The organism is uncultured Roseibium sp., assembly GCF_963675095.2.
In the GTDB taxonomy this organism is placed as follows: Bacteria; Pseudomonadota; Alphaproteobacteria; order Rhizobiales; family Stappiaceae; genus Roseibium.
The window spans coordinates 236700-254041 of record NZ_CAXXSJ010000055.1 but is presented as its reverse complement, the minus strand read 5'-3'; the positions used below and the strand labels follow the sequence as shown (position 1 = coordinate 254041).

20 protein-coding genes are annotated in these 17342 nt (G+C 60.6%); 8 read left to right on the top strand and 12 right to left on the bottom strand.

Features of this window, described 5'->3' with window-relative positions; genetic code table 11:
- Window positions 1-93 precede the first annotated feature (93 nt).
- Together dusA and ABIN98_RS21280 are read left to right on the top strand one after the other, a co-directional pair.
- Entirely contained in the window at window positions 94-1116 is a 1023-nt protein-coding gene (gene dusA, locus ABIN98_RS21285; RefSeq protein ID WP_346912883.1) for a tRNA dihydrouridine(20/20a) synthase DusA, read from the top strand.
- Between the two features lie 28 nt (window positions 1117-1144).
- Window positions 1145-1978 carry a sulfite exporter TauE/SafE family protein gene (locus tag ABIN98_RS21280; protein ID WP_346912881.1) on the top strand — a complete coding sequence of 278 codons (834 nt, stop codon included), beginning with the start codon at window positions 1145-1147 and terminating at the stop codon, window positions 1976-1978.
- A 5-nt stretch (window positions 1979-1983) separates the two neighbouring features.
- Here ABIN98_RS21280 and ABIN98_RS21275 read toward each other — a convergent pair whose 3' ends face one another.
- The 4 genes from ABIN98_RS21275 to ABIN98_RS21260 all read right to left on the bottom strand — a co-directional run bounded on the left by ABIN98_RS21275 (window position 1984) and on the right by ABIN98_RS21260 (window position 5043).
- On the bottom strand, window positions 1984-2694 hold the full coding sequence (locus ABIN98_RS21275) for a TIGR02281 family clan AA aspartic protease (RefSeq protein ID WP_346912879.1): 711 nt from the start codon (window positions 2692-2694) through the stop codon (window positions 1984-1986).
- Between the two features lie 2 nt (window positions 2695-2696).
- Window positions 2697-2867: a DUF1289 domain-containing protein gene (locus tag ABIN98_RS21270; protein ID WP_346912877.1), complete on the bottom strand. Its 171-nt coding sequence runs from the start codon at window positions 2865-2867 to the stop codon at window positions 2697-2699.
- 97 nt (window positions 2868-2964) lie between these two features.
- The gene (locus tag ABIN98_RS21265; RefSeq protein WP_346912875.1) at window positions 2965-4164 is read right to left on the bottom strand and encodes an alpha/beta fold hydrolase; all 1200 of its coding nucleotides are present in this window, start codon (window positions 4162-4164) and stop codon (window positions 2965-2967) included.
- Between the two features lie 87 nt (window positions 4165-4251).
- Window positions 4252-5043 carry an adenosylcobinamide-GDP ribazoletransferase gene (locus tag ABIN98_RS21260; protein WP_346912873.1) on the bottom strand — a complete coding sequence of 264 codons (792 nt, stop codon included), beginning with the start codon at window positions 5041-5043 and terminating at the stop codon, window positions 4252-4254.
- A gap of 179 nt (window positions 5044-5222) precedes the next feature.
- Between ABIN98_RS21260 and cobT the strand changes: the two genes are divergently transcribed.
- A complete protein-coding gene (gene cobT / locus ABIN98_RS21255) occupies window positions 5223-6251 on the top strand; it encodes a nicotinate-nucleotide--dimethylbenzimidazole phosphoribosyltransferase (protein ID WP_346912871.1) in 1029 nt (342 codons plus the stop codon).
- A 41-nt stretch (window positions 6252-6292) separates the two neighbouring features.
- Here the strand turns inward: cobT and ABIN98_RS21250 are convergent, their stop codons facing one another.
- Entirely contained in the window at window positions 6293-7861 is a 1569-nt protein-coding gene (locus ABIN98_RS21250; protein WP_346912869.1) for a HAMP domain-containing sensor histidine kinase, read from the bottom strand.
- Between the two features lie 142 nt (window positions 7862-8003).
- On the opposite strand from ABIN98_RS21250, the gene ABIN98_RS21245 reads away from it, so the two are divergent.
- On the top strand, window positions 8004-8627 hold the full coding sequence (locus ABIN98_RS21245) for a uracil-DNA glycosylase family protein (protein WP_346912867.1): 624 nt from the start codon (window positions 8004-8006) through the stop codon (window positions 8625-8627).
- A 34-nt stretch (window positions 8628-8661) separates the two neighbouring features.
- On the opposite strand, the gene ABIN98_RS21240 is transcribed toward ABIN98_RS21245, so the two are convergent.
- The gene (locus tag ABIN98_RS21240; RefSeq protein ID WP_346912865.1) at window positions 8662-9624 is read right to left on the bottom strand and encodes a sulfurtransferase; all 963 of its coding nucleotides are present in this window, start codon (window positions 9622-9624) and stop codon (window positions 8662-8664) included.
- 244 nt (window positions 9625-9868) lie between these two features.
- Between ABIN98_RS21240 and ABIN98_RS21235 the strand changes: the two genes are divergently transcribed.
- Both ABIN98_RS21235 and ABIN98_RS21230 read left to right on the top strand, forming a co-directional pair.
- Window positions 9869-10354 carry an Lrp/AsnC family transcriptional regulator gene (locus ABIN98_RS21235; RefSeq protein ID WP_190291390.1) on the top strand — a complete coding sequence of 162 codons (486 nt, stop codon included), beginning with the start codon at window positions 9869-9871 and terminating at the stop codon, window positions 10352-10354.
- Between the two features lie 162 nt (window positions 10355-10516).
- Window positions 10517-11008, top strand: coding sequence for a DUF302 domain-containing protein (locus ABIN98_RS21230; RefSeq protein WP_346912863.1), 492 nt, complete (start codon window positions 10517-10519; stop codon window positions 11006-11008).
- Window positions 11009-11123: 115 nt separating this feature from the next.
- Here the strand turns inward: ABIN98_RS21230 and ABIN98_RS21225 are convergent, their stop codons facing one another.
- The 3 genes from ABIN98_RS21225 to ABIN98_RS21215 form a co-directional block, all read right to left on the bottom strand.
- Window positions 11124-11822, bottom strand: a complete 699-nt coding sequence (locus ABIN98_RS21225; protein WP_346912861.1) for a DNA alkylation repair protein — start codon at window positions 11820-11822, stop codon at window positions 11124-11126.
- 9 nt (window positions 11823-11831) lie between these two features.
- On the bottom strand, window positions 11832-12713 hold the full coding sequence (locus ABIN98_RS21220) for an NAD(P)-dependent oxidoreductase (RefSeq protein ID WP_346912859.1): 882 nt from the start codon (window positions 12711-12713) through the stop codon (window positions 11832-11834).
- Window positions 12714-12838: 125 nt separating this feature from the next.
- A complete protein-coding gene (locus tag ABIN98_RS21215; RefSeq protein ID WP_346912857.1) occupies window positions 12839-12991 on the bottom strand; it encodes a hypothetical protein in 153 nt (50 codons plus the stop codon).
- A 99-nt stretch (window positions 12992-13090) separates the two neighbouring features.
- On the opposite strand from ABIN98_RS21215, the gene ABIN98_RS21210 reads away from it, so the two are divergent.
- The gene (locus ABIN98_RS21210) at window positions 13091-13987 is read left to right on the top strand and encodes a LysR family transcriptional regulator (RefSeq protein ID WP_346912855.1); all 897 of its coding nucleotides are present in this window, start codon (window positions 13091-13093) and stop codon (window positions 13985-13987) included.
- 10 nt (window positions 13988-13997) lie between these two features.
- Here ABIN98_RS21210 and ABIN98_RS21205 read toward each other — a convergent pair whose 3' ends face one another.
- From ABIN98_RS21205 to ABIN98_RS21195, 3 genes are all read right to left on the bottom strand, one after another.
- Window positions 13998-14819, bottom strand: a complete 822-nt coding sequence (locus ABIN98_RS21205; RefSeq protein ID WP_346912853.1) for an ABC transporter permease — start codon at window positions 14817-14819, stop codon at window positions 13998-14000.
- On the bottom strand, window positions 14819-15532 hold the full coding sequence (locus ABIN98_RS21200) for an ABC transporter permease (protein ID WP_346912851.1): 714 nt from the start codon (window positions 15530-15532) through the stop codon (window positions 14819-14821). Before ABIN98_RS21200 ends, ABIN98_RS21205 begins: the two co-directional genes overlap by 1 nt.
- Before the next feature lie 97 nt (window positions 15533-15629).
- The gene (locus ABIN98_RS21195) at window positions 15630-16406 is read right to left on the bottom strand and encodes an ABC transporter substrate-binding protein (RefSeq protein ID WP_346912849.1); all 777 of its coding nucleotides are present in this window, start codon (window positions 16404-16406) and stop codon (window positions 15630-15632) included.
- Window positions 16407-16671: 265 nt separating this feature from the next.
- Here ABIN98_RS21195 and ABIN98_RS21190 point away from each other — a divergent pair, with 265 nt between their 5' ends.
- Window positions 16672-17319 carry a glutathione S-transferase family protein gene (locus tag ABIN98_RS21190; RefSeq protein ID WP_346912847.1) on the top strand — a complete coding sequence of 216 codons (648 nt, stop codon included), beginning with the start codon at window positions 16672-16674 and terminating at the stop codon, window positions 17317-17319.
- Window positions 17320-17342 lie beyond the last annotated feature (23 nt).

Sequence of the window (17342 nt, the reverse complement as noted above, 5' to 3'; positions counted from 1 at the left end):
CGCACAAGGTGATCAGATAAGCTACAAGCCGCGCTACGACACCTGAAAATGCATGCCCGAAGGCTTAGGGTTTGGACCCTGAAGTTTCAGAGAATGGATCGATACAAGACACATAAATTCTCCGTTGCGCCGATGATGGATTGGACGGATCGTCATTGCCGGGCGTTTCACCGGCAATTGAGCCGACGCGCGCTGCTTTATACGGAAATGGTAACCACCGGGGCCGTGATCCATGGCGACCGGGAGCGGCTTCTCGGCTTCTCGGACGTTGAACATCCCGTTGCCTGTCAGCTCGGCGGATCGAACCCTGCCGACATGGCGCGCTCGGCGAAGATCGTTGAAGACTGGGGGTACGACGAGGTCAACATCAACGTCGGCTGTCCGTCCGACCGGGTTCAGTCGGGAAGTTTCGGCGCTTGCCTGATGCAGGAGCCGGAGCTGGTCGCAGATTGTGTCCGGGCCATGAAGGATGTTGTTTCCATTCCGGTCACCGTCAAATGCCGTATCGGCGTCGACGAGCAGGACCCGGAAACGGCCCTCGACGCCATGGCTGACGCGGTGGTGGCGGCCGGTGTCGATGCGCTTTGGGTGCATGCCCGCAAGGCCTGGCTACAGGGCCTGAGTCCCAAGGAAAACCGGGATATACCGCCCCTCGATTACGACCGGGTGAAGCGGCTTAAAGTACGGTATCCCGATCTTTTCATCGGTCTGAACGGCGGTTTGCAGACCCTCGATGACGCCGAGACCCATCTGCAGGAACTCGATGGCGTCATGCTCGGCCGCGCCGCCTATCACACGCCGCAGATCCTGGGCGAGGTGGACCGGCGCATCTATGGTGAGGCGGCGGAGGATGTTTCTCCGTGGGGGGCGGTGAAGGCCTATCTGCCCTATATCGAGGACCAGCTTTCAAAACACGTGCGCCTTGCCCACATGACCCGGCACATGCTCGGCCTTTTTCACGGCCGCCCGGGTGCGCGCTCCTGGCGGCGGATTCTGACGGTGGAAGGGATCAAACCGGGGGCGGGAACGGAAATCGTCGAAAAGGCCCTTGCCGCCGTCAGCCCGGTGGACGAAGGTGAGGATCTTTCCAGTCTCCAGGCCGGCCATGCGGCCTGACACCCGCCTCTAATCCGGATTTACTGTCTTGGACGTCTCGTTTTTCACCGGCGAAACCCTCGCCCTCGGACTGGCGCTTCTGGCCTCCGGGCTGATCGCCGGTTTTCTGGCCGGCATGTTCGGCATCGGCGGCGGCGCGATCCTGGTGCCGGTTCTCTATCAGTTCCTGACCGCCGTGGGCGTCGATGAAGGCGTGCGTATGCACGTCTCCGTGGCGACATCGCTCGGCATCATCGTGCCCACGTCGATCCGCTCGTTCCTGGCCCACAAGAAACGCGGAGCGGTCGACTTGGAACTGCTGAAATCCTGGATCATTCCGGTGCCCTTCGGCGTGGCCTGCGCCTCGCTGGTCGCCGCTTACGTGTCCGGTGACGGCATGAAGGGCATTTTCGCCGTCATCGCCTTCGTCATCGGTCTGCGCATGCTGTTCAACAAGCCCCACTGGCGGCTCGGCTCCGACATCCCGGGTTTTCCGGTCCGGCCGATCTGCGGCGCCCTGATCGGGTTCTTCTCCACCCTCATGGGCATCGGCGGCGGGGTGATGAACAACACCTTCATGACGCTCTACTGCCGGCCGATCCATCAGGCGGTAGCGACCTCGTCGGGAACCGGCACCCTGATTGCCATTCCCGGCACCATCGGGATGATGTGGGCCGGGTGGGGGGCTGCGGACCTGCCGCCGTTTTCGATCGGTTATGTCAACTTGCTCGGCCTGGCGCTGATCATACCGGTCACGACCTTTGCAGCGCCTTTCGGCGTGAAGGTCGCCCACCTGTTGCCGCATCGGACGATGGAACTCTTCTTCGGGTTTTTCCTGCTCGCGGTCTCGGCCCGGTTCGTCTTCAGCCTCTACGGGATCTGAGACAGCTAGGGCGTCAGGACCAGCTTGTCGCCTTCGATCTTCCAGCTCTTGAGCCGGTCGAGCACGGTCATGCCGAACAGGCTTGTCTCGAGGGAATCCGGCTGTGCCACGAAGGCGCGCACATCTCTGAAGCGCGCATCGCCGACCTGAATGCTGGATATATTCACCGGCGCAACGACAGCCCGGCCGTTCGCGGTGGAGACCGGCATGCTATAATTCAGGTCGGCTGTCGAGAAGCCGGCCGTCCGCGCATCTTCATAGGTCAGCACGACTGCGCTGGCGCCGGTATCGAGCAGAAACGTTACAGGGCGGCCATTGACGCTTGCATTGAGATGGAAATGCCCGGTCGTGTCGCGGACGACCAGGATCGTACCGTCCTCCTGATTAACCGCCAGCCCCGGAGCCAGCGCGCCCAGCACCCGGTATCCGCCTGCAACCAGGTCGCCCCGGAACGTGTAGCCAACGACAAGCACGCCCAGCAGACCGCCCCAGAAAACAACACCCCGGAAGATGTCACGGACCTTCGGTTGGCCGAAGATAAGGCTTGCCATGAACACGAAAGCGAGGATCGACAGGGCGACGATCCGCGGCCCGGTGGTGTCGAGATCCACCTCTTCCGGAGAGGTCGGAAAATCGAATAGGGAATAAAACACCGCGCCGAACATGATCAGCACGATGATCGCTAACGCCAGCCCACGAAAACGGCTTCCGCCCATGGCTAGGAGGCCTCCCGATCCAGTCGGCGGCGATCAAGGTCGGACATGACCCGTTCGCGGCCCTCGGAGGTCATGCTGCCCCAGGTCGCGATTTCATCGAGCGTGCGGTAGCAGCCGAGGCAAAGCTTCGTCCGTTGGTCGATCTGGCAGACTTTGGTGCAGGGCGATTTCATGGGTCTGATATAGAAATCCGAATATGGCTTGAGAAGGGCCGGTTGCCCACGCAAACAGGCATGGCCCCGTTGCGGATTGCCCGCTACGGGTTGCACGTCAGGGATTGCCGGTCGCCAGTTTGATCGGCGCGGTGACCACGGCAACAGGCAGGGTCACGACAACCTTGGCTGTACTGGAGATAAAGGATCCCAGATCGTTGCCGGCGGCATCCAACTGGCTTTCTTTTCCTGCTGCCCCTTGCATCACACCCGGCTGCGACAGGATTTGCCGGACTTGTGGACTGAATTCCGCGAGTTGGGTGAATTTCGCGTGGTGAGCGGAGTCGGTTGCTTCCAGGTCCGTCAGGTCAATGACGATCGCGCCCAATTGGGCAAGCTCCTCGTCATTCTGATAGGCGCCGACCCTTTCCTTGCCGCCGGCGATCGTTTTCGAAATCCGCAACGCCCGGTCGTCCCGTGACACAAGGATCACATAGGGTTTTGTCTGACGCCCGATGTGCTTCAACTGGGATTTGAAGACATCGATGTCGATATCCGGTGCGGCGAGGAAGACACGCTCAACCTTGCGCGCAAGTTTCTTTCTCTCCTGTGGCGGGATCTGGCGGGCCGTTTCCATCATCAGCCAGTTGCCCATGGAATGGGCGAGGATGACGATCCGTTCCGCCTTGCTGCCGTCGATCAGGCGAAGTGTCTTTTCCAGGCTATCGCGCGCGATGGCCGCGCTGTTCAGGTCATAGACATAGTCCTGAAGCTTGCCGCGCGAGGCCCAGCTGAACAGCACCGGGACGCCGCCGAAGTCCGCATCGTGAACAACCTGGGTGAACCGGTAGAGGCTTTCGGGAAACCGCGTATTGTAGCCGTGAATGAACAGAAATACCGTCCGCTGGCCGGGCGGCAGGGCGGAAAGCCGCTGGTTCAGCCTGGAGGTGAACGCGGCGGATCCGTCGATGTACCCGGCCTGCCGCGGGACGAAATCCTTTTTCGGATCGCCGGGCAGGACCGACGGCCATTCGATATTGCCCGGCTTGTGCTGTGGCGGGACGGATATGGTGGTTTCGGCGAAATCGATCTTTTTCGCCCGTTCGCCGTTGAAATAGGTGTCCGGACGGTCATCACGCTCACGGGTCGAGACGACCAGAATGTCGTGGGTCACCGCCCCGGGCGCCTGCAAGCTGCTGATCGCAAGTGCTCCGGCGTCCGGACGCGACCCGCAGCCGGCAAGCAGGAGCAGCAATCCGGCGCATAAGGCGGCGAGCCGGATCGTCACGCTGAAATTGGTCTTGGAACTGCGGTACATGCGACGCAATCTCTGGTTTTTCTTCGGACAGTCAACGCTTGCCGGCGCAAAAGCACAACAGGAATTGTGACATTTGCCCGCCATTGATTAAGGGATCATGGCAATGCCAAGGAAAAAGGTGATCGCCGTGACCTGCTGGATCGCGCCCAGAACATCCCCCGTAAAGCCGCCGATCTTGGCACGGGCAAGGCGGCCGATGCCATGTGCGGCAAGGCCTGACAGGATCAGCCCGAGTGATAGCGCCGGCACCGACAGGGCGACCGCCGACGGCAGCAGGCACAAGGCGGCGAAAACCGCGGCCTGACCAGCCGCGCCCGTATCGGGTGTGCCGAACCGGTTGCCGAGGCCGTCCGGCCGGGCGCTTGGAAGCAGCGACCATTGCCAGACGAGCAGCGCCCGGCTCAGGGCTTCGGCGCCCAGAAACAGGAGCATGGCTTCGCCTGCGCCAAAGCGCTCAAGCAATGTCGCCAGCAAGACGGACCGCAGACCGACAGACACAACCAGCGCAAGGGCACCGAAACTGCCGATCCGGCTGTCCTTCATGATCTCCAGCCGCCGGTCCGTCGTCGCGCCCCCGAAGAAACCGTCCGCGACATCCGCCAGACCGTCTTCGTGCAACGCGCCGGTCGTCGCAGTGAAGGTTCCGACGATGATAAGGGCGGTTGCCAGCGTCGGCAGGGTCGTCAATCCGAGAATCAGCCCGATCAGCGCGGCGGGCAGGGCGATCAGAACGCCGGCAAGGGGCGCGGCTCGGGTTATCCGCCTGAAGTCGGGAGGCGTATCCGGATCGTCCGCGGGGCCGAGCCTTGGAAGCGGCAAGCGGGAAAAAAAGCGCGTACAGGCGGCCAGATCGGCGAGAAGCCGGGCAGGGTCGGTCACCACGGTCGTCCCCATTTTTGGCCCAGCGTTCGGCCCAATGTCTGGACCATCCTGTCGCAATGCTGATCCATCCGGTCGGTCTCATGCTTGTGTTTTGACGGTCCGCCGTTATAGATCGGCCACACCATCAGACCAAGTCCGGTCTGTTGAAGAGCCGCTGAAACCGGAGTCCCTTGCTGATGCCCCTGTCTGAAACCGCCCTTCCGTTCGATGATATCCGCAACCTGGTGAAGTCGATCCCGGGCCCGGACGAGGAGGCGCTTCAGACGACCCGGGCGCGAGACGCGCAACTGACCAAGCCGGCAGGCTCGCTCGGAAAGCTCGAACAGATCGCCGAATGGCTGGCGGCCTGGTCCGGCAAGGCGCCGCCGAAAATCACGCGGCCGCTGGTCGCCATCTTCGCGACGGCCCATGGGGTTGCCGACAAGGGCGTGTCCGCCTTTCCGAGTTCGGTCAATCGCCAGATGGTCGACAATTTCGCCGCAGGCGGCGCCGCGATCAACCAGATCTGCCGGGCGAACGATCTTGGCCTCAAGGTGTTCGATCTGGCCGTCGACATGCCGACCCCGTCGATCACCGACGAAGATGCGCTCGACGAAGCCAATTGCGCGGCCACCATGGCCTACGGCATGGAAGCGCTCGCCGGCGGTATCGATCTCGTCTGCCTGGGCGAGATGGGGATCGGCAACACGACGATTGCCGCCGCCGTCCTGAACGGCCTGTTCGGCGGTTCGGCGGAAGATTGGATCGGACGGGGTACCGGCGTCGATGACGAAGGGCTGGCCCGCAAGCGGGATGCGGTTGCCGCGGCGGTCGCCCGCCTCAACGGCGAGAAGGATCCGCTGGAGGTTCTGCGTAAGGTCGGGGGGCGCGAAATCGCGGCAATGGCCGGGCTCATCATCGCCGCCCGCCTGCAGCGCGTGCCGGTGATTGTCGACGGGTTCGTGACCACCGCCGCGGCCGCCGTCGTCTACGCCATGGATCCGGCGGGCCTGGACCATTGCCTGTTTGCCCATGCCTCTGCGGAAGCCGGCCATCGGCGGGCGCTGGAAACCATGAACAAGGAACCGCTGCTGGATTTCGGCATGCGTCTGGGCGAAGGCTCCGGTGCTGCTCTGGCCGCAGGCATCGTCAAGGCCGCCGCCGAAATGCATTCCGGCATGGCCACCTTCGCCGATGCCGGTGTTGCAGAAAAAGGCGCCGATTGACTCTGATCGGCTTGCGGGTCTGAAAAGCGGGTTGGACCGGATCAGGCGCTCTTGCGGCTGCCGTCTTGATCTTCTGCCTGGTCCTGTGCGCTCCTAGCGGTACCTGCGGCGAAATTCATGGTGCGGGTTCTGGGAAGGGTTACGATCACTTCCGTTCCCTGCCTCAGTTTCGATTTCAATTCGAATTTGCCGCCGTGCATCTTCACCAGGGCCTGAACGATCGACAGTCCGAGGCCGGTGCCGGGTTCCGCGCTCTTGATTGCGACCGCGCCCTGGCCGAAAGCTTCCAGCACGATCGGAATTTCCTCTTCCGGGATCCCCGGGCCGGTATCCGCGATAGAGACGAACTGGCCTCCGTCCGCAGCTCTGCCGACGGAAATCCGGATTTCCCCGTTCGTCGGCGTGAATTTCACCGCATTCGACAGAAGATTGAGGATCACCTGACGCAAGGCGCGTTCATCGGCCCAGACCTGGGGCAGGCGGGTGTCGTGCCGTTCATGCAGGGTGATGTCCTTCGCCTTGGCTCGGATCTGCATCATCGTGCTGCATTCCTCGACGATATCGGTGAGGTAGAGCGCTTCTTCCTGCAACTCGTGCCGGCCGGCCTCGATCCGCGACAGGTCGAGGATCTCGTTGATGAGATTCAGAAGGTGCTGACCGGAGCCATGGATGTCCGCCGCATAGCCCTTGTAATTGGCGTTTTCCATCGGGCCGAGGACTTCGTCCTTCATGATCTCGGAGAAACCGAGAATGGCATTGAGCGGAGTGCGCAGTTCATGGCTCATGGTCGCCAGGAAGCGGGATTTCGCAAGGTTTGCCGCTTCCGCCCGCCGGCGGGACTCGTCGGAAAGCGCGTTGGCCGTTTCCAGCTCGGCGATCAGGTAGTCCTTTTCCGCGCGGTATTCCAGCATGGTGTTGGCGTTCTTGATCAGCTGGTTGGCGAGGATCAGAAAGAACCCTTGCGCACCGACGGCCATGGCCGCCAGCGTGTAGTGGATGGAATCGGCGGCCAGCAGGAAATTGATCGCGACCGTCAGGGTGATCGGCAACGTTCCGGCGACAAGCGCGCGGGGCAGGGTCGCCGACTGCATGGTGTTCATCGCCACCACGATCAGGAACGTGGCGAACTGGAATTCGAGGAACCCGGCGCCGCTGTCGGGTTTTTCCGGAAGCAGGAAGAACACGCACCAGCAGATGCCATAGAGGAAGTCGCCGAAGGTGAAGCGCCGCAGCCAATGCTTTTTGGCGCGTTCTTCCGAGGAGGCTTTCTCGTAGGACTGGCAGGTCAGGACGATCAGAAGATGCATGCACAGCGTGAACACGAACCAGATCGTCACCAAACCCTTGTTCAGCCACATCGTGGAGATCGCAGTCACGATCAGGGCGAGCATCGGAACGGCAAAGGCCGCGCTCAGCCTGGTGCCGGCGAACAAATGGCGCCGCTCCCCCTCGAATTTGCTTTGCAGGCTTTCCTGGGTCCCCATGGCCCCGCGGAAATCGCGGATGGTCTGCGCAAGCTCACGCCGGCGCATCGCCCGTCTCCGGTTGATGGTCGTTCTCCGGTCGCCGGTCATTCGTCTGTCACCGATCTGGGGCGTCTCGGGGTCCATGGTCCTCGCGTGCCGGTTTGCAAAAACTTTCCGTGTTAGGTTTGGATCTTAGGTTTTGACTCACCATTTCTTAAGATCACGCTCAAAGGCGTGGTTAACAATTCATGTGCAAGTTCAATCAATTGGGATGTGACTTCCGGGAATGAGCATGAAACTTGAAGATCTTCGGACGGAGATCGCCGCCTGCCGGATCTGCGTCGAAAGCCCGCTGAAAGCGCCCTTGCCGCATGAACCGAGGCCGGTTCTGCAGGTGTCGCAAACGGCGAGGATCTGTGTCTGCGGACAGGCGCCCGGAACCCGTGTCCACCAGAGCGGACGACCCTTTACCGACCCGTCAGGCGACCGGTTGCGCGACTGGATGGGGATCGGTCCGGAGGTTTTCTACGATCCGGACAAGCTCGCCATCATTCCGATGGGCTTTTGTTTTCCGGGGCTGGATCACAAGGGCGGGGATCTGCCGCCTAGGCCGGAGTGCCGGGCAGCCTGGCATGACAAATTGTTTGAGGCCATGCCCCAGATCGAGCTTGTTCTGGTGATCGGTCAATATGCGCAGAGCTATCACCTGGGGCCTGCGCGCAAGAAAAGTCTGACGGAGACGGTCGCGTCCTGGCGTGCGTATTTCGAAGCCCCGCCGGCGAAAGGCAAACCCGCTGTCCTGCCGCTGCCGCACCCCTCCTGGCGCAACAATGCCTGGCTGAGAAAGCATCCGTGGTTCGAAACCGACCTGTTGCCGATTTTGAAAAAGGAAGTCGCCCGGCTCATATGAACCGGGCGACATTTCATCAGCTGCGGCGCTATCGTCAGTTGGAGGCGACATCCTTTTCAGGTCCGGAAATCGGCAGGTCCTTCTGCCGGCTCCAGCCGACCATGCTCGCGTCATAGACGGTGACGTTCTTGCGGCCGAGCAACTCGCTCAGCACGAACCAGCTGGTCGCAGCCCAGTGACCGGTGTTGCAGTAGGAGATCACCGGTGCATCGGTGTCCTTGACGGCGGCCGGCTCCAGGGCGGCCAGTTCCGCCGGAGACTTCAGCCGGTTCGTCTTGTGGTCGTAGAACCTGTCCTGATCGAAGTTCACGGCACCCGGGATATGGCCGAAACGGATCGCCGCCTTGTGCTTTTCAGCACCGGTAAACTGCTTTGCAGGGCGCGCGTCGAGGTAAACGGCTTTGCTTCCAAGGCCGCTCGCTACGTCATCGGTCGAGACCAGAAGCGCTTCATTGGGCTCGGCGACGAAAAGATCGCCTTCCGGGACGACATTACCGGTTTCCAGGGGGCGCTCTTCCGCAACCCAGGCCGCCTGGCCGCCATCGAGGATAGCGACATTCTCATGGCCGAGATACTTGAACGTCCAGTAGATCCGGGTGGCTGCGCCAAATTCGAGGCTGGACTTGCCGTCTGGAACGATTACGACGGCCTTTTCATCAGAGACACCCAGCTCGGAGAGCACCGCTTCCATCTTTTCGACCGACGGCAGAACACCTTCGACACCGTCGCGCTCGGTGCGCCAGTAACCCGGATATTCGCTCCAGATCGCGCCGGGGATATGACCCTTCAGGTAATCGTCCTTGCCGGACTTCGAGATCGGCGAACGGGTGTCCAGAACGAGGAGCTGGTCGTTTTCCAGATTGTCCTGCAGCCACTGGGTCGAAACCAGCGGCGTGAGGTCAGGGGTTTCGGCTGCGGCCGGCAGAGCGAGACCGGTGACCAGAACCGCGACGGCGCCGGCCGTTTTGATCAGTGAGGATTGCAGGGAGCCAAGCATGGCAAACTCCGGAAGTGTTGAACGTTGAATGAGAAAAATATTCTCCATAGACAATGGAATTGACATTCAATGGGAAAGTTGGCAAGGAAATCAGACGATACCTTTAGAAGAAAAATCTAATTTTGCGCATAGATGGTCGGAATTAGAAAGCCGTTCTACTCCGTCCCGTCTCCCTTGAAACATAAATCCAGGCCGTCGGACGCCGTCGGCGTTTGCCGTGCCTGCTGCCAATGCGGAAACCAGCATGATTGACCGTATCGACCGTCGGATTCTTTCCATTCTGCAGGAGGACTGCACCGTTCCCGTCGCCGAAATCGGCCGGCGGGTGGGCCTGTCCACGACACCGTGCTGGCGGCGGATCCAGAAGATGGAGGAGGACGGGGTCATCACGGGCCGCGTCGCCCTGCTGGATCCCAGAAAGGTCAATGTGAAGGTGACCGCCTTCGTCGCCATCACCACCAGCCAGCACACGGAAGACTGGTTGAGGAAATTCGCCGACGTGATTTCGGAATTTCCGGAGGTTGTCGAGTTTTACCGAATGGCCGGGCAGGTGGATTATCTCCTGCGCGTGGCCGTACCGGACATCGAAGCCTATGATGCCTTTTACAAAAGGCTGATTGCCAAGATCGATATTTCGGACGTCTCCACCACCTTTGCGATGGAGCAGATCAAGAGCACGACCCAATTGCCGCTCGGCTATGTGGTGACGGAAAAGCCGAAGCCGGAGTGACATCGCGCTCAGAGAATACCTTGTATTCGGGCCGGATTGTCGATGACGAGAGCGTGATTGGCAGTCCGGTTCGTGCGAATGTATTCAGAATTTGAGATGTATCAAACAGAAGATCGTCCGGTTCGCTTATGCTGGGTGATCTGGCTTAATTGGGAGGATAGCATGTTTGGATTCTTCAAGAAAATGTTGCTCGCCGCCGGAATGGCGGCAACCCTGAGCGGGGCGGCTGTGGCAGCCGACATGCCGCCGAGCGAAGTCACGACGACCTACACGGTCGAGGGCGAGTTCGAGGATGTCCGGTTCGCACTGGAAAACGCCATCGTCAACCGCGGCTTGGTTATCGATTATGTTTCCCATATCGGCCAGATGCTGGCCCGCACCGGTTCTGACGTCGGCGCCAAGAAGGACATTTACGCCAACGCACAGTCGATGCTGTTTTGCTCCGCGGTTCTGTCCCGTGCGGCCATGGAGGCCGATCCGGCCAATATCGCCTTCTGCCCCTACGGTGTCTTCGTCTACGAAACCGCGGACAAGCCTGGCAGCGTCGTTGTTGGCTATCGCAATCTGACCGAAACAGGTGACGAAGCTTCCAAGAAGGCGATCGCCGATGTGAACGCCCTGCTGGGCGAAATCGTCAAGGAAGCGGCCGAGTAACAGGTCCTCCGCAGTGACTTCGGGGAGAAGGTCTCCCCGAAGCGTGCCGAATGTCTCTCCCTCAATGATCCGGGAGGGGCATTTTCTTTTGATCTGTTTGAAAATCGTTTGTCTTCTAAGACTTCCGCCTCAGCCGGAGCAGGGTCTTTTCCGCAGTGAGTTCGCGGGACGCCTCCTTGCCGATGCGCCGTTCGGTCTTGTCGGTGGATGCCGCCAGGCGTTCTGCAAGTGCAAGCGCCGGCTGATGAAGGGCCAGTGACCGTTTGCCGATCTGGCGCAAGGCCCAGCTGACCGCCTTGAAAACATAGTTGCGCGGGTCGCTCGCCTTGTCGGCAATCAGGTCGAGATAGCTGAGAAACTCGCTGTCGGGCGCTTTCTTGGCGTGAACCGCCCGCCAGGCAATCATGGCGAAACCGGCACGCCGGACGAATTCCCGCTCATCGGTCGCGTAAGCCGCAATTTTTTCGGTGGCGTGGTCCGTTTTGGCGAAGACGGCGCAGACCTGGTCGCACAGGTCCCAGGAATTGAAATCACTGACCCAGGCATCCATCTGCGCCGGGGTGATCTGTTTCGGATCGGCAATCAGGCCCGCAAGGATCCGCGCCTCATGCCAGCCGATTGCCCACAGTGCATCCGAGAGGGCAGGGTTCTTGCCAATCTTCTTCGCAAGCGGTCGTGTGACCGCCATCGGCACGCCGAAGGCCCGGTCCACCTGAATGCCGAACCGCTTCATGCCGGCCCGGTTTTCCTCCGAGCCGGCTTGTCTGAGCTCCCCCAGAACCGCCTCGACGGTCCAGTTGGAAGCGGTGGCCAAGGCGCCGGCCTATTTCTTGTCGGCGTTTTCCAGCCGGGCGATCAGGCTGGACGTATCCCAGCGGTTACCGCCCATGGCCTGGACTTCCGCATAGAACTGGTCGACCAGCGCCGTAACCGGAAGCCGGGCGCCGGTGTCGTTGGCGGTTTTCAGGCAGATGCCGAGATCCTTGCGCATCCAGTCAACGGCAAAGCCGTAGTCGAACTTGCCGCCGTTCATGGTTTCCCAGCGGTTTTCCATCTGCCAGGACTGGGCGGCACCGCCCTTGATGGCGGCAATTACCTTGGGCACGTCGAGATCGGCCTTTTTGGCGAAATGGATCGCCTCCGACAGGCCCTGGAGCAGGCCGGCGATGCAGATCTGGTTGACCATCTTGGTCAACTGGCCGGCGCCGGTGTCGCCCATCAGGCCGGCAAACTTGGCAAAGCAATCGATGATCGGCTTGGCCTTGTCGAAATCCGCCTGGTCGCCGCCGCACATCACGGTCAGGACACCGTTTTCCGCACCCGCCTGGCCGCCGGACACCGGCGCATCGATAAAGCCGCAGCCCTTGGCCTTGGCAGCAGCGTAAAGTTCGCGGGCGACTTCGGCGGAAGCGGTCGTGTGGTCGATGAAGATCGCTCCGGTCTTCAACCCGTGGAAGGCGCCGTTTTCCCCGGTGGTCACGGCGCGCAGGTCGTCGTCATTGCCCACACAGGCAAGAACGAAATCACAGCCTTCCGCAGCCTGTTCCGGGGTCTGGGCATAGTGACCGCCATACTCGTCCGCCCATTTCTCGGCCTTTGCCGTGGTGCGGTTAAAGACGGTCACGTCATGTCCGCCCTTGGTCTTCAAATAGCCGGCCATGGGATAGCCCATGACGCCCAGGCCGATGAATGCAACCTTTGCCATTCCGGTTCCTCCTCCAGTCGCAACGACAGGCCCGGCGGTTCGCCGGGCCTGTCAATTCAGTCTGTCGATTTCTAACGCATCCGCGGCCATCTGTCAGGATTGAGGCGTCTGTCAGGCAAGAGCCGTCAGATCCAGAACCTCGGACGGTATTCCGACTTGTCCTCAGTGGAGGACGTCCGGGGCCGTTTTGCAAGTTTTTGCTCCTGGGACGGTTTCGGCCGGTCATAGGGGCTGAAGCGGGCGGCGGTCATGTAAGCTTGGGCAAGAACATCGAACATTGTCTAACACTCCGTTGCGGTTTCGATGGTTTGACAATGAGGGAATACTAAGGGAAAATCCAATCATCTTAATTTTTCAAATGTAAGTCAGGATTACATATGGAGTGGCGTAATCTGCCATCGCTTAGCAGCCTCAGGGCGTTTGCGGCGGTGGCTGAGAAAAAGAGTTTTTCCGCAGCCGGCAGGGACCTGAACGTCTCCCACGCCGCCATCAGTCAGCAGGTCCGCTCGCTGGAAGACCGGCTGGGCGCCCAGCTTGTCGTCCGGGAGGGGCGGGGCGTGGCGCTGACGCCGGAGGGCCTGCAACTGGCTGACGGGCTCCGGGACGGCTTCGCGATCATGCAGGAGACGGTGGACGGTCTGCTTCAGGCGGATCAGTCACGTCCGCTCAACGTGACCATGACGCCGGCCTTCGCCGTTAGCTGGCTGATGCCGCGGATTTCCGATTTCAAACATCAGCATCCGGACATTGAGCTGATGCTGAATCCGACCGGCGATGTCGTCGAATTCACCCCAGGCGGTATCGACCTTGCCATCCGCTTCGGCAATGGCGACTGGCCGGGGCTGGAGTCCGAAATGCTTTTGCCTTCGAATTACGTGATCGTCGGCGCGGAAAGTCTTGTCGGTGACCGATCCATGTGTGATCCGGCGGAGATCCAGGATTATCCGTGGCTTCAGGAGCTGGGCACCAACGAATTGTCGCTCTGGCTCGAACGTCAGGGGGTCGTGCCCAGGTCGAAGCTGAATATCACCCACCTGCCGGGCTTCATGGTGCTCGATGGACTGCGCCGGGGGCACGGCATTTCCGCAACCGCCAGAATTTTCGTGGAAGCGGATATCGACGCGGGAAATCTCAAGGTTCTTTACGAGGATATCAAACCGACGTCCTCCGGCTACCATATGGTAACAAGGCCCGGTGTGCAGCGCCCACCGTTAAAAGTGTTCATTGCCTGGATCAGGGCGCGTGCCGCCGAAGCCGCTGCACGCTGCGCGTGAGGGGGTTGGCTCAGCGGATCAGGTGGCGTGTGAGGCGAATTTCCAGCTTGTCCCAGACCCGGCGCAGTGTTTCCACCAGGAGCAGATACAGGACCGCCGCCCAGATATAGGCCTGGAAATCGTAGGAACGCGAATAGGCGCGCCGGGTTTCGCCCATGATGTCGTAGATCGTGACGATGGCCGCAATCGCGGACCCCTTGATCATCAGGATGATTTCGTTGCCATAGGGCCTGAGTGCCACCATCAGGGCCTGGGGCAGAATGATCTTGAAGAAGATCACCGGCTTTGACAGGCCAAGAGCCTTGCCGCCCTCCCATTGCCCTCTCGGCACATTCTCGATTGCCCCGCGCAGGATTTCCGCCTGGTAGGCCGACGTGTTCAGCGAAAAGGCAAAGATCACACAATAGGTCGCGTCTCGGAAAAACCACCATAGTCCGACATTGTCCAAAGCCTCGCGGAAGGAACCTGCGCCGTAGTAGATCAGAAACGTCTGGGCAAGCAGGGGCGTGCCGCGGAAAAAGTAGACATAGCCGTAGGCGAGGCCGCTCAGGATGCGGCTCTTGGACGACCGCGCTAGCGCGATCGGAACGGAAAGGGCCGCTCCGATCAGCAGCGACAGGCCCACGATCTGTATCGTGACGATGAAGCCGTCGACATATTCCGGCCAGTACTTCAGGAAGAACGGGCTGACCACATTAAGGCTGAGATAGTAGAGAAGCGCGGCACCGGCAACGATCCACAGCGCCATCAGGACATGACCGACGATCCGTGATTTGCTCCAGGGCCGGGTGACCGGAGGCGGTCGAAGAGGGGTGGATGCTGGGGAGGACATTACCGTTCCATCTCCCCCCGTTTCGACCAGATCTCGATGCGGGAAAGGCCAATGGACGAAATCATGGCGAGGACCACGTAGATCAGGCAGGCGGTACCGAAGAACAGGAACGGTTCCTTCGTGACGCGTGCGGCGATGCCCGACTGCCGGACCAGGTCGGAGAGCCCGACTACCGAGATCAGCGCGGTGTCTTTCAGCAGGATGAGCCAGAGGTTTCCGAGCGCGGGCAGGGCAAGCCGGATAAGCTGTGGCAGGATGATGAGCCGCATGGTCTTGCCGCGCGACAGGCCGAGCGAATATCCGCCTTCATACTGGCCCTGCGGGATGCCGCGAAACGCGGACAGGAAGGCTTCCGACGCGTAGGACGAAAATACCAAGGCAAGGGCTACCATGCCGGCGACAAAGGAGTTGACCTCGATATAGGCGTCCACTCCCATGAGCTTCAGAAGCTGCTGGATGGCGATCTGGACACCGAAGTAGACGAGAAAGAGGGTGAGCAGCTCCGGAAGGCCGCGGAAAATCGTCGTGTAGATATTGGCCGCAAGGCGAAGGGAGGGATCGTCGTTTTTCTTGGCTAGAGCCAGGATAAAGCCGAGGGCCAATCCGAACGGAAGGGTGGCAATGGCGAGCGAGACGGTGATCAGAACGCCGTGCGCGATTTCATCGCCCCAACCGGCGTCCCCGAAGGACAAGAGCGTCAGTGCTTCGTTCATGCGCTTGGCGCCACCTGCATGCTGTTCCCCCTTAAGCAAAGAGCGCGGCGGATAGACTTTCGCCGCGCTCTTGTATCATGCGGTCTGCTAGATCTGACTAGCCGCCATAGACGTCGAAATCAAAGTACTTGTCGTTGATTTCCTTGTATTTTCCGCTCGCCAGGATCCCAGCGATGGCCTTGTTGAGCATTTCCTTCAGGTCACCGTCTTCCTTGCGGATCGCGATACCGGCGCCTTCGCCGTTGATCACCGGATCCGGGGTCAGGGTGCCGAGGAGCTTGCAGCAGGTGCCGTCATCTGACTTGAGCCAGTCGGAAAGCACCACCACGTCATCGATCACGGCATCGATACGGCCGTTGGCAATGTCGAGCTTGTACTCGTCCGGCGTCGGATAGAGCTTGAGGTCAGCCGAAGGCAGCTTTTCTTCCGCGTAGTTCGAATGCGTCGTCGACGACTGGGCACCCAGCATCACACCCTTCAGGTCGGCGTCGGTCGTGCCGGTGAGCTTGGAGTCCTTCGGCACGGCGATTGCCGGCGGGGTATTGTAGTACTTGTTGGTGAAGTCGACCTTCTGCTTGCGCTCTTCGGTGATCGACATGGAAGCGATGACCGCGTCGAACTTGCCGGCCTGCAGGGCCGGGATCATGCCGTCCCAGTCCTGGGTGACGAATTCGCATTCAACCTTCATCTCCTCGCAAAGCGCGTTTGCGATATCGATGTCGAAGCCGACGAGTTGGCCGTCAGAGGTCAGGGAGTTGAACGGAGGATAGGCGCCTTCGGTACCGATCCGGACCTTCGACCAGTCCTTTGCCTGCACGCCGCCAGCGGCGGCCAGAACGATAGCGGCGGCGGCAGCCAAACGCTTGATGTACATAATTTTGGTCCCCTAAATAACTTGTTGAGCGGAGCGGCACGGATATGCCAGTCTCGCCGAATGCCAATATTCCCATCATTTTTTCGTAAAATTCAACCGTTAATCCCGGGGTATCAGGCAAGATTTTGTAGAAACGCAGGGTAGATGCCGTAGCGTTTTCCTGTTCACGCCGATTCAGGCGGGCAGATTTTTCCAAAGAAGCGGGTAAAGCGGATGAAATTGCCCATTTGAATGCGGTCGACTGTGGCAAAGGCGGAGTGAGAGCTTGCCGGATTTTCAGCTGTTCATCGGAAACAAGAATTATTCTTCCTGGTCGTTCCGCCCGTGGATCGGTCTGAAACAGGCCGGTATTCCCTTTTGGGAGGAACTGGTCCCGTTTGATTTCAAGAATGGCAACCCTGCCTTCCGGCCATTCTCTCCGACCATGAAGGTGCCGATTCTCAAGAACGGCTCTCTGACCGTCTGGGAATCGCTCGCTATCCTGGAATATGCGGCGGATGTCTTTCCGGACGCGGGATTGTGGCCGGGCGACGTCGGCCTGCGCGCCCAAGCCCGGGCGATTTCCGCCGAGATGCATTCAGGATTTGGCGCATTGCGATCCGCCTGTCCGATGAACATGCGCCGGAAGCCGGGCCGGATCGCCATCGATGCCAAGGTGCAGGCGGACATTGACCGGATCACCGCCATCTGGCGTGACTGCCTCGACCGGTCCGGCGGGCCGTTCCTGTACGGTCCTTTCACCATCGCCGATGCCATGTACGCCCCGGTGGTCAGCCGGTTCGGCACCTATCTGCTGTCCGACGATCCGGCAGTGGCGGCTTACAGCTCAGCCATGACGTCGTTGCCTGCCTGGATCGTATGGCAGGACGCGGCGATCAAGGAGCCTTGGATCGTCGAGGAAGAGGAAGTCTGAGGAGGTCGTCCAAACGGCGACCG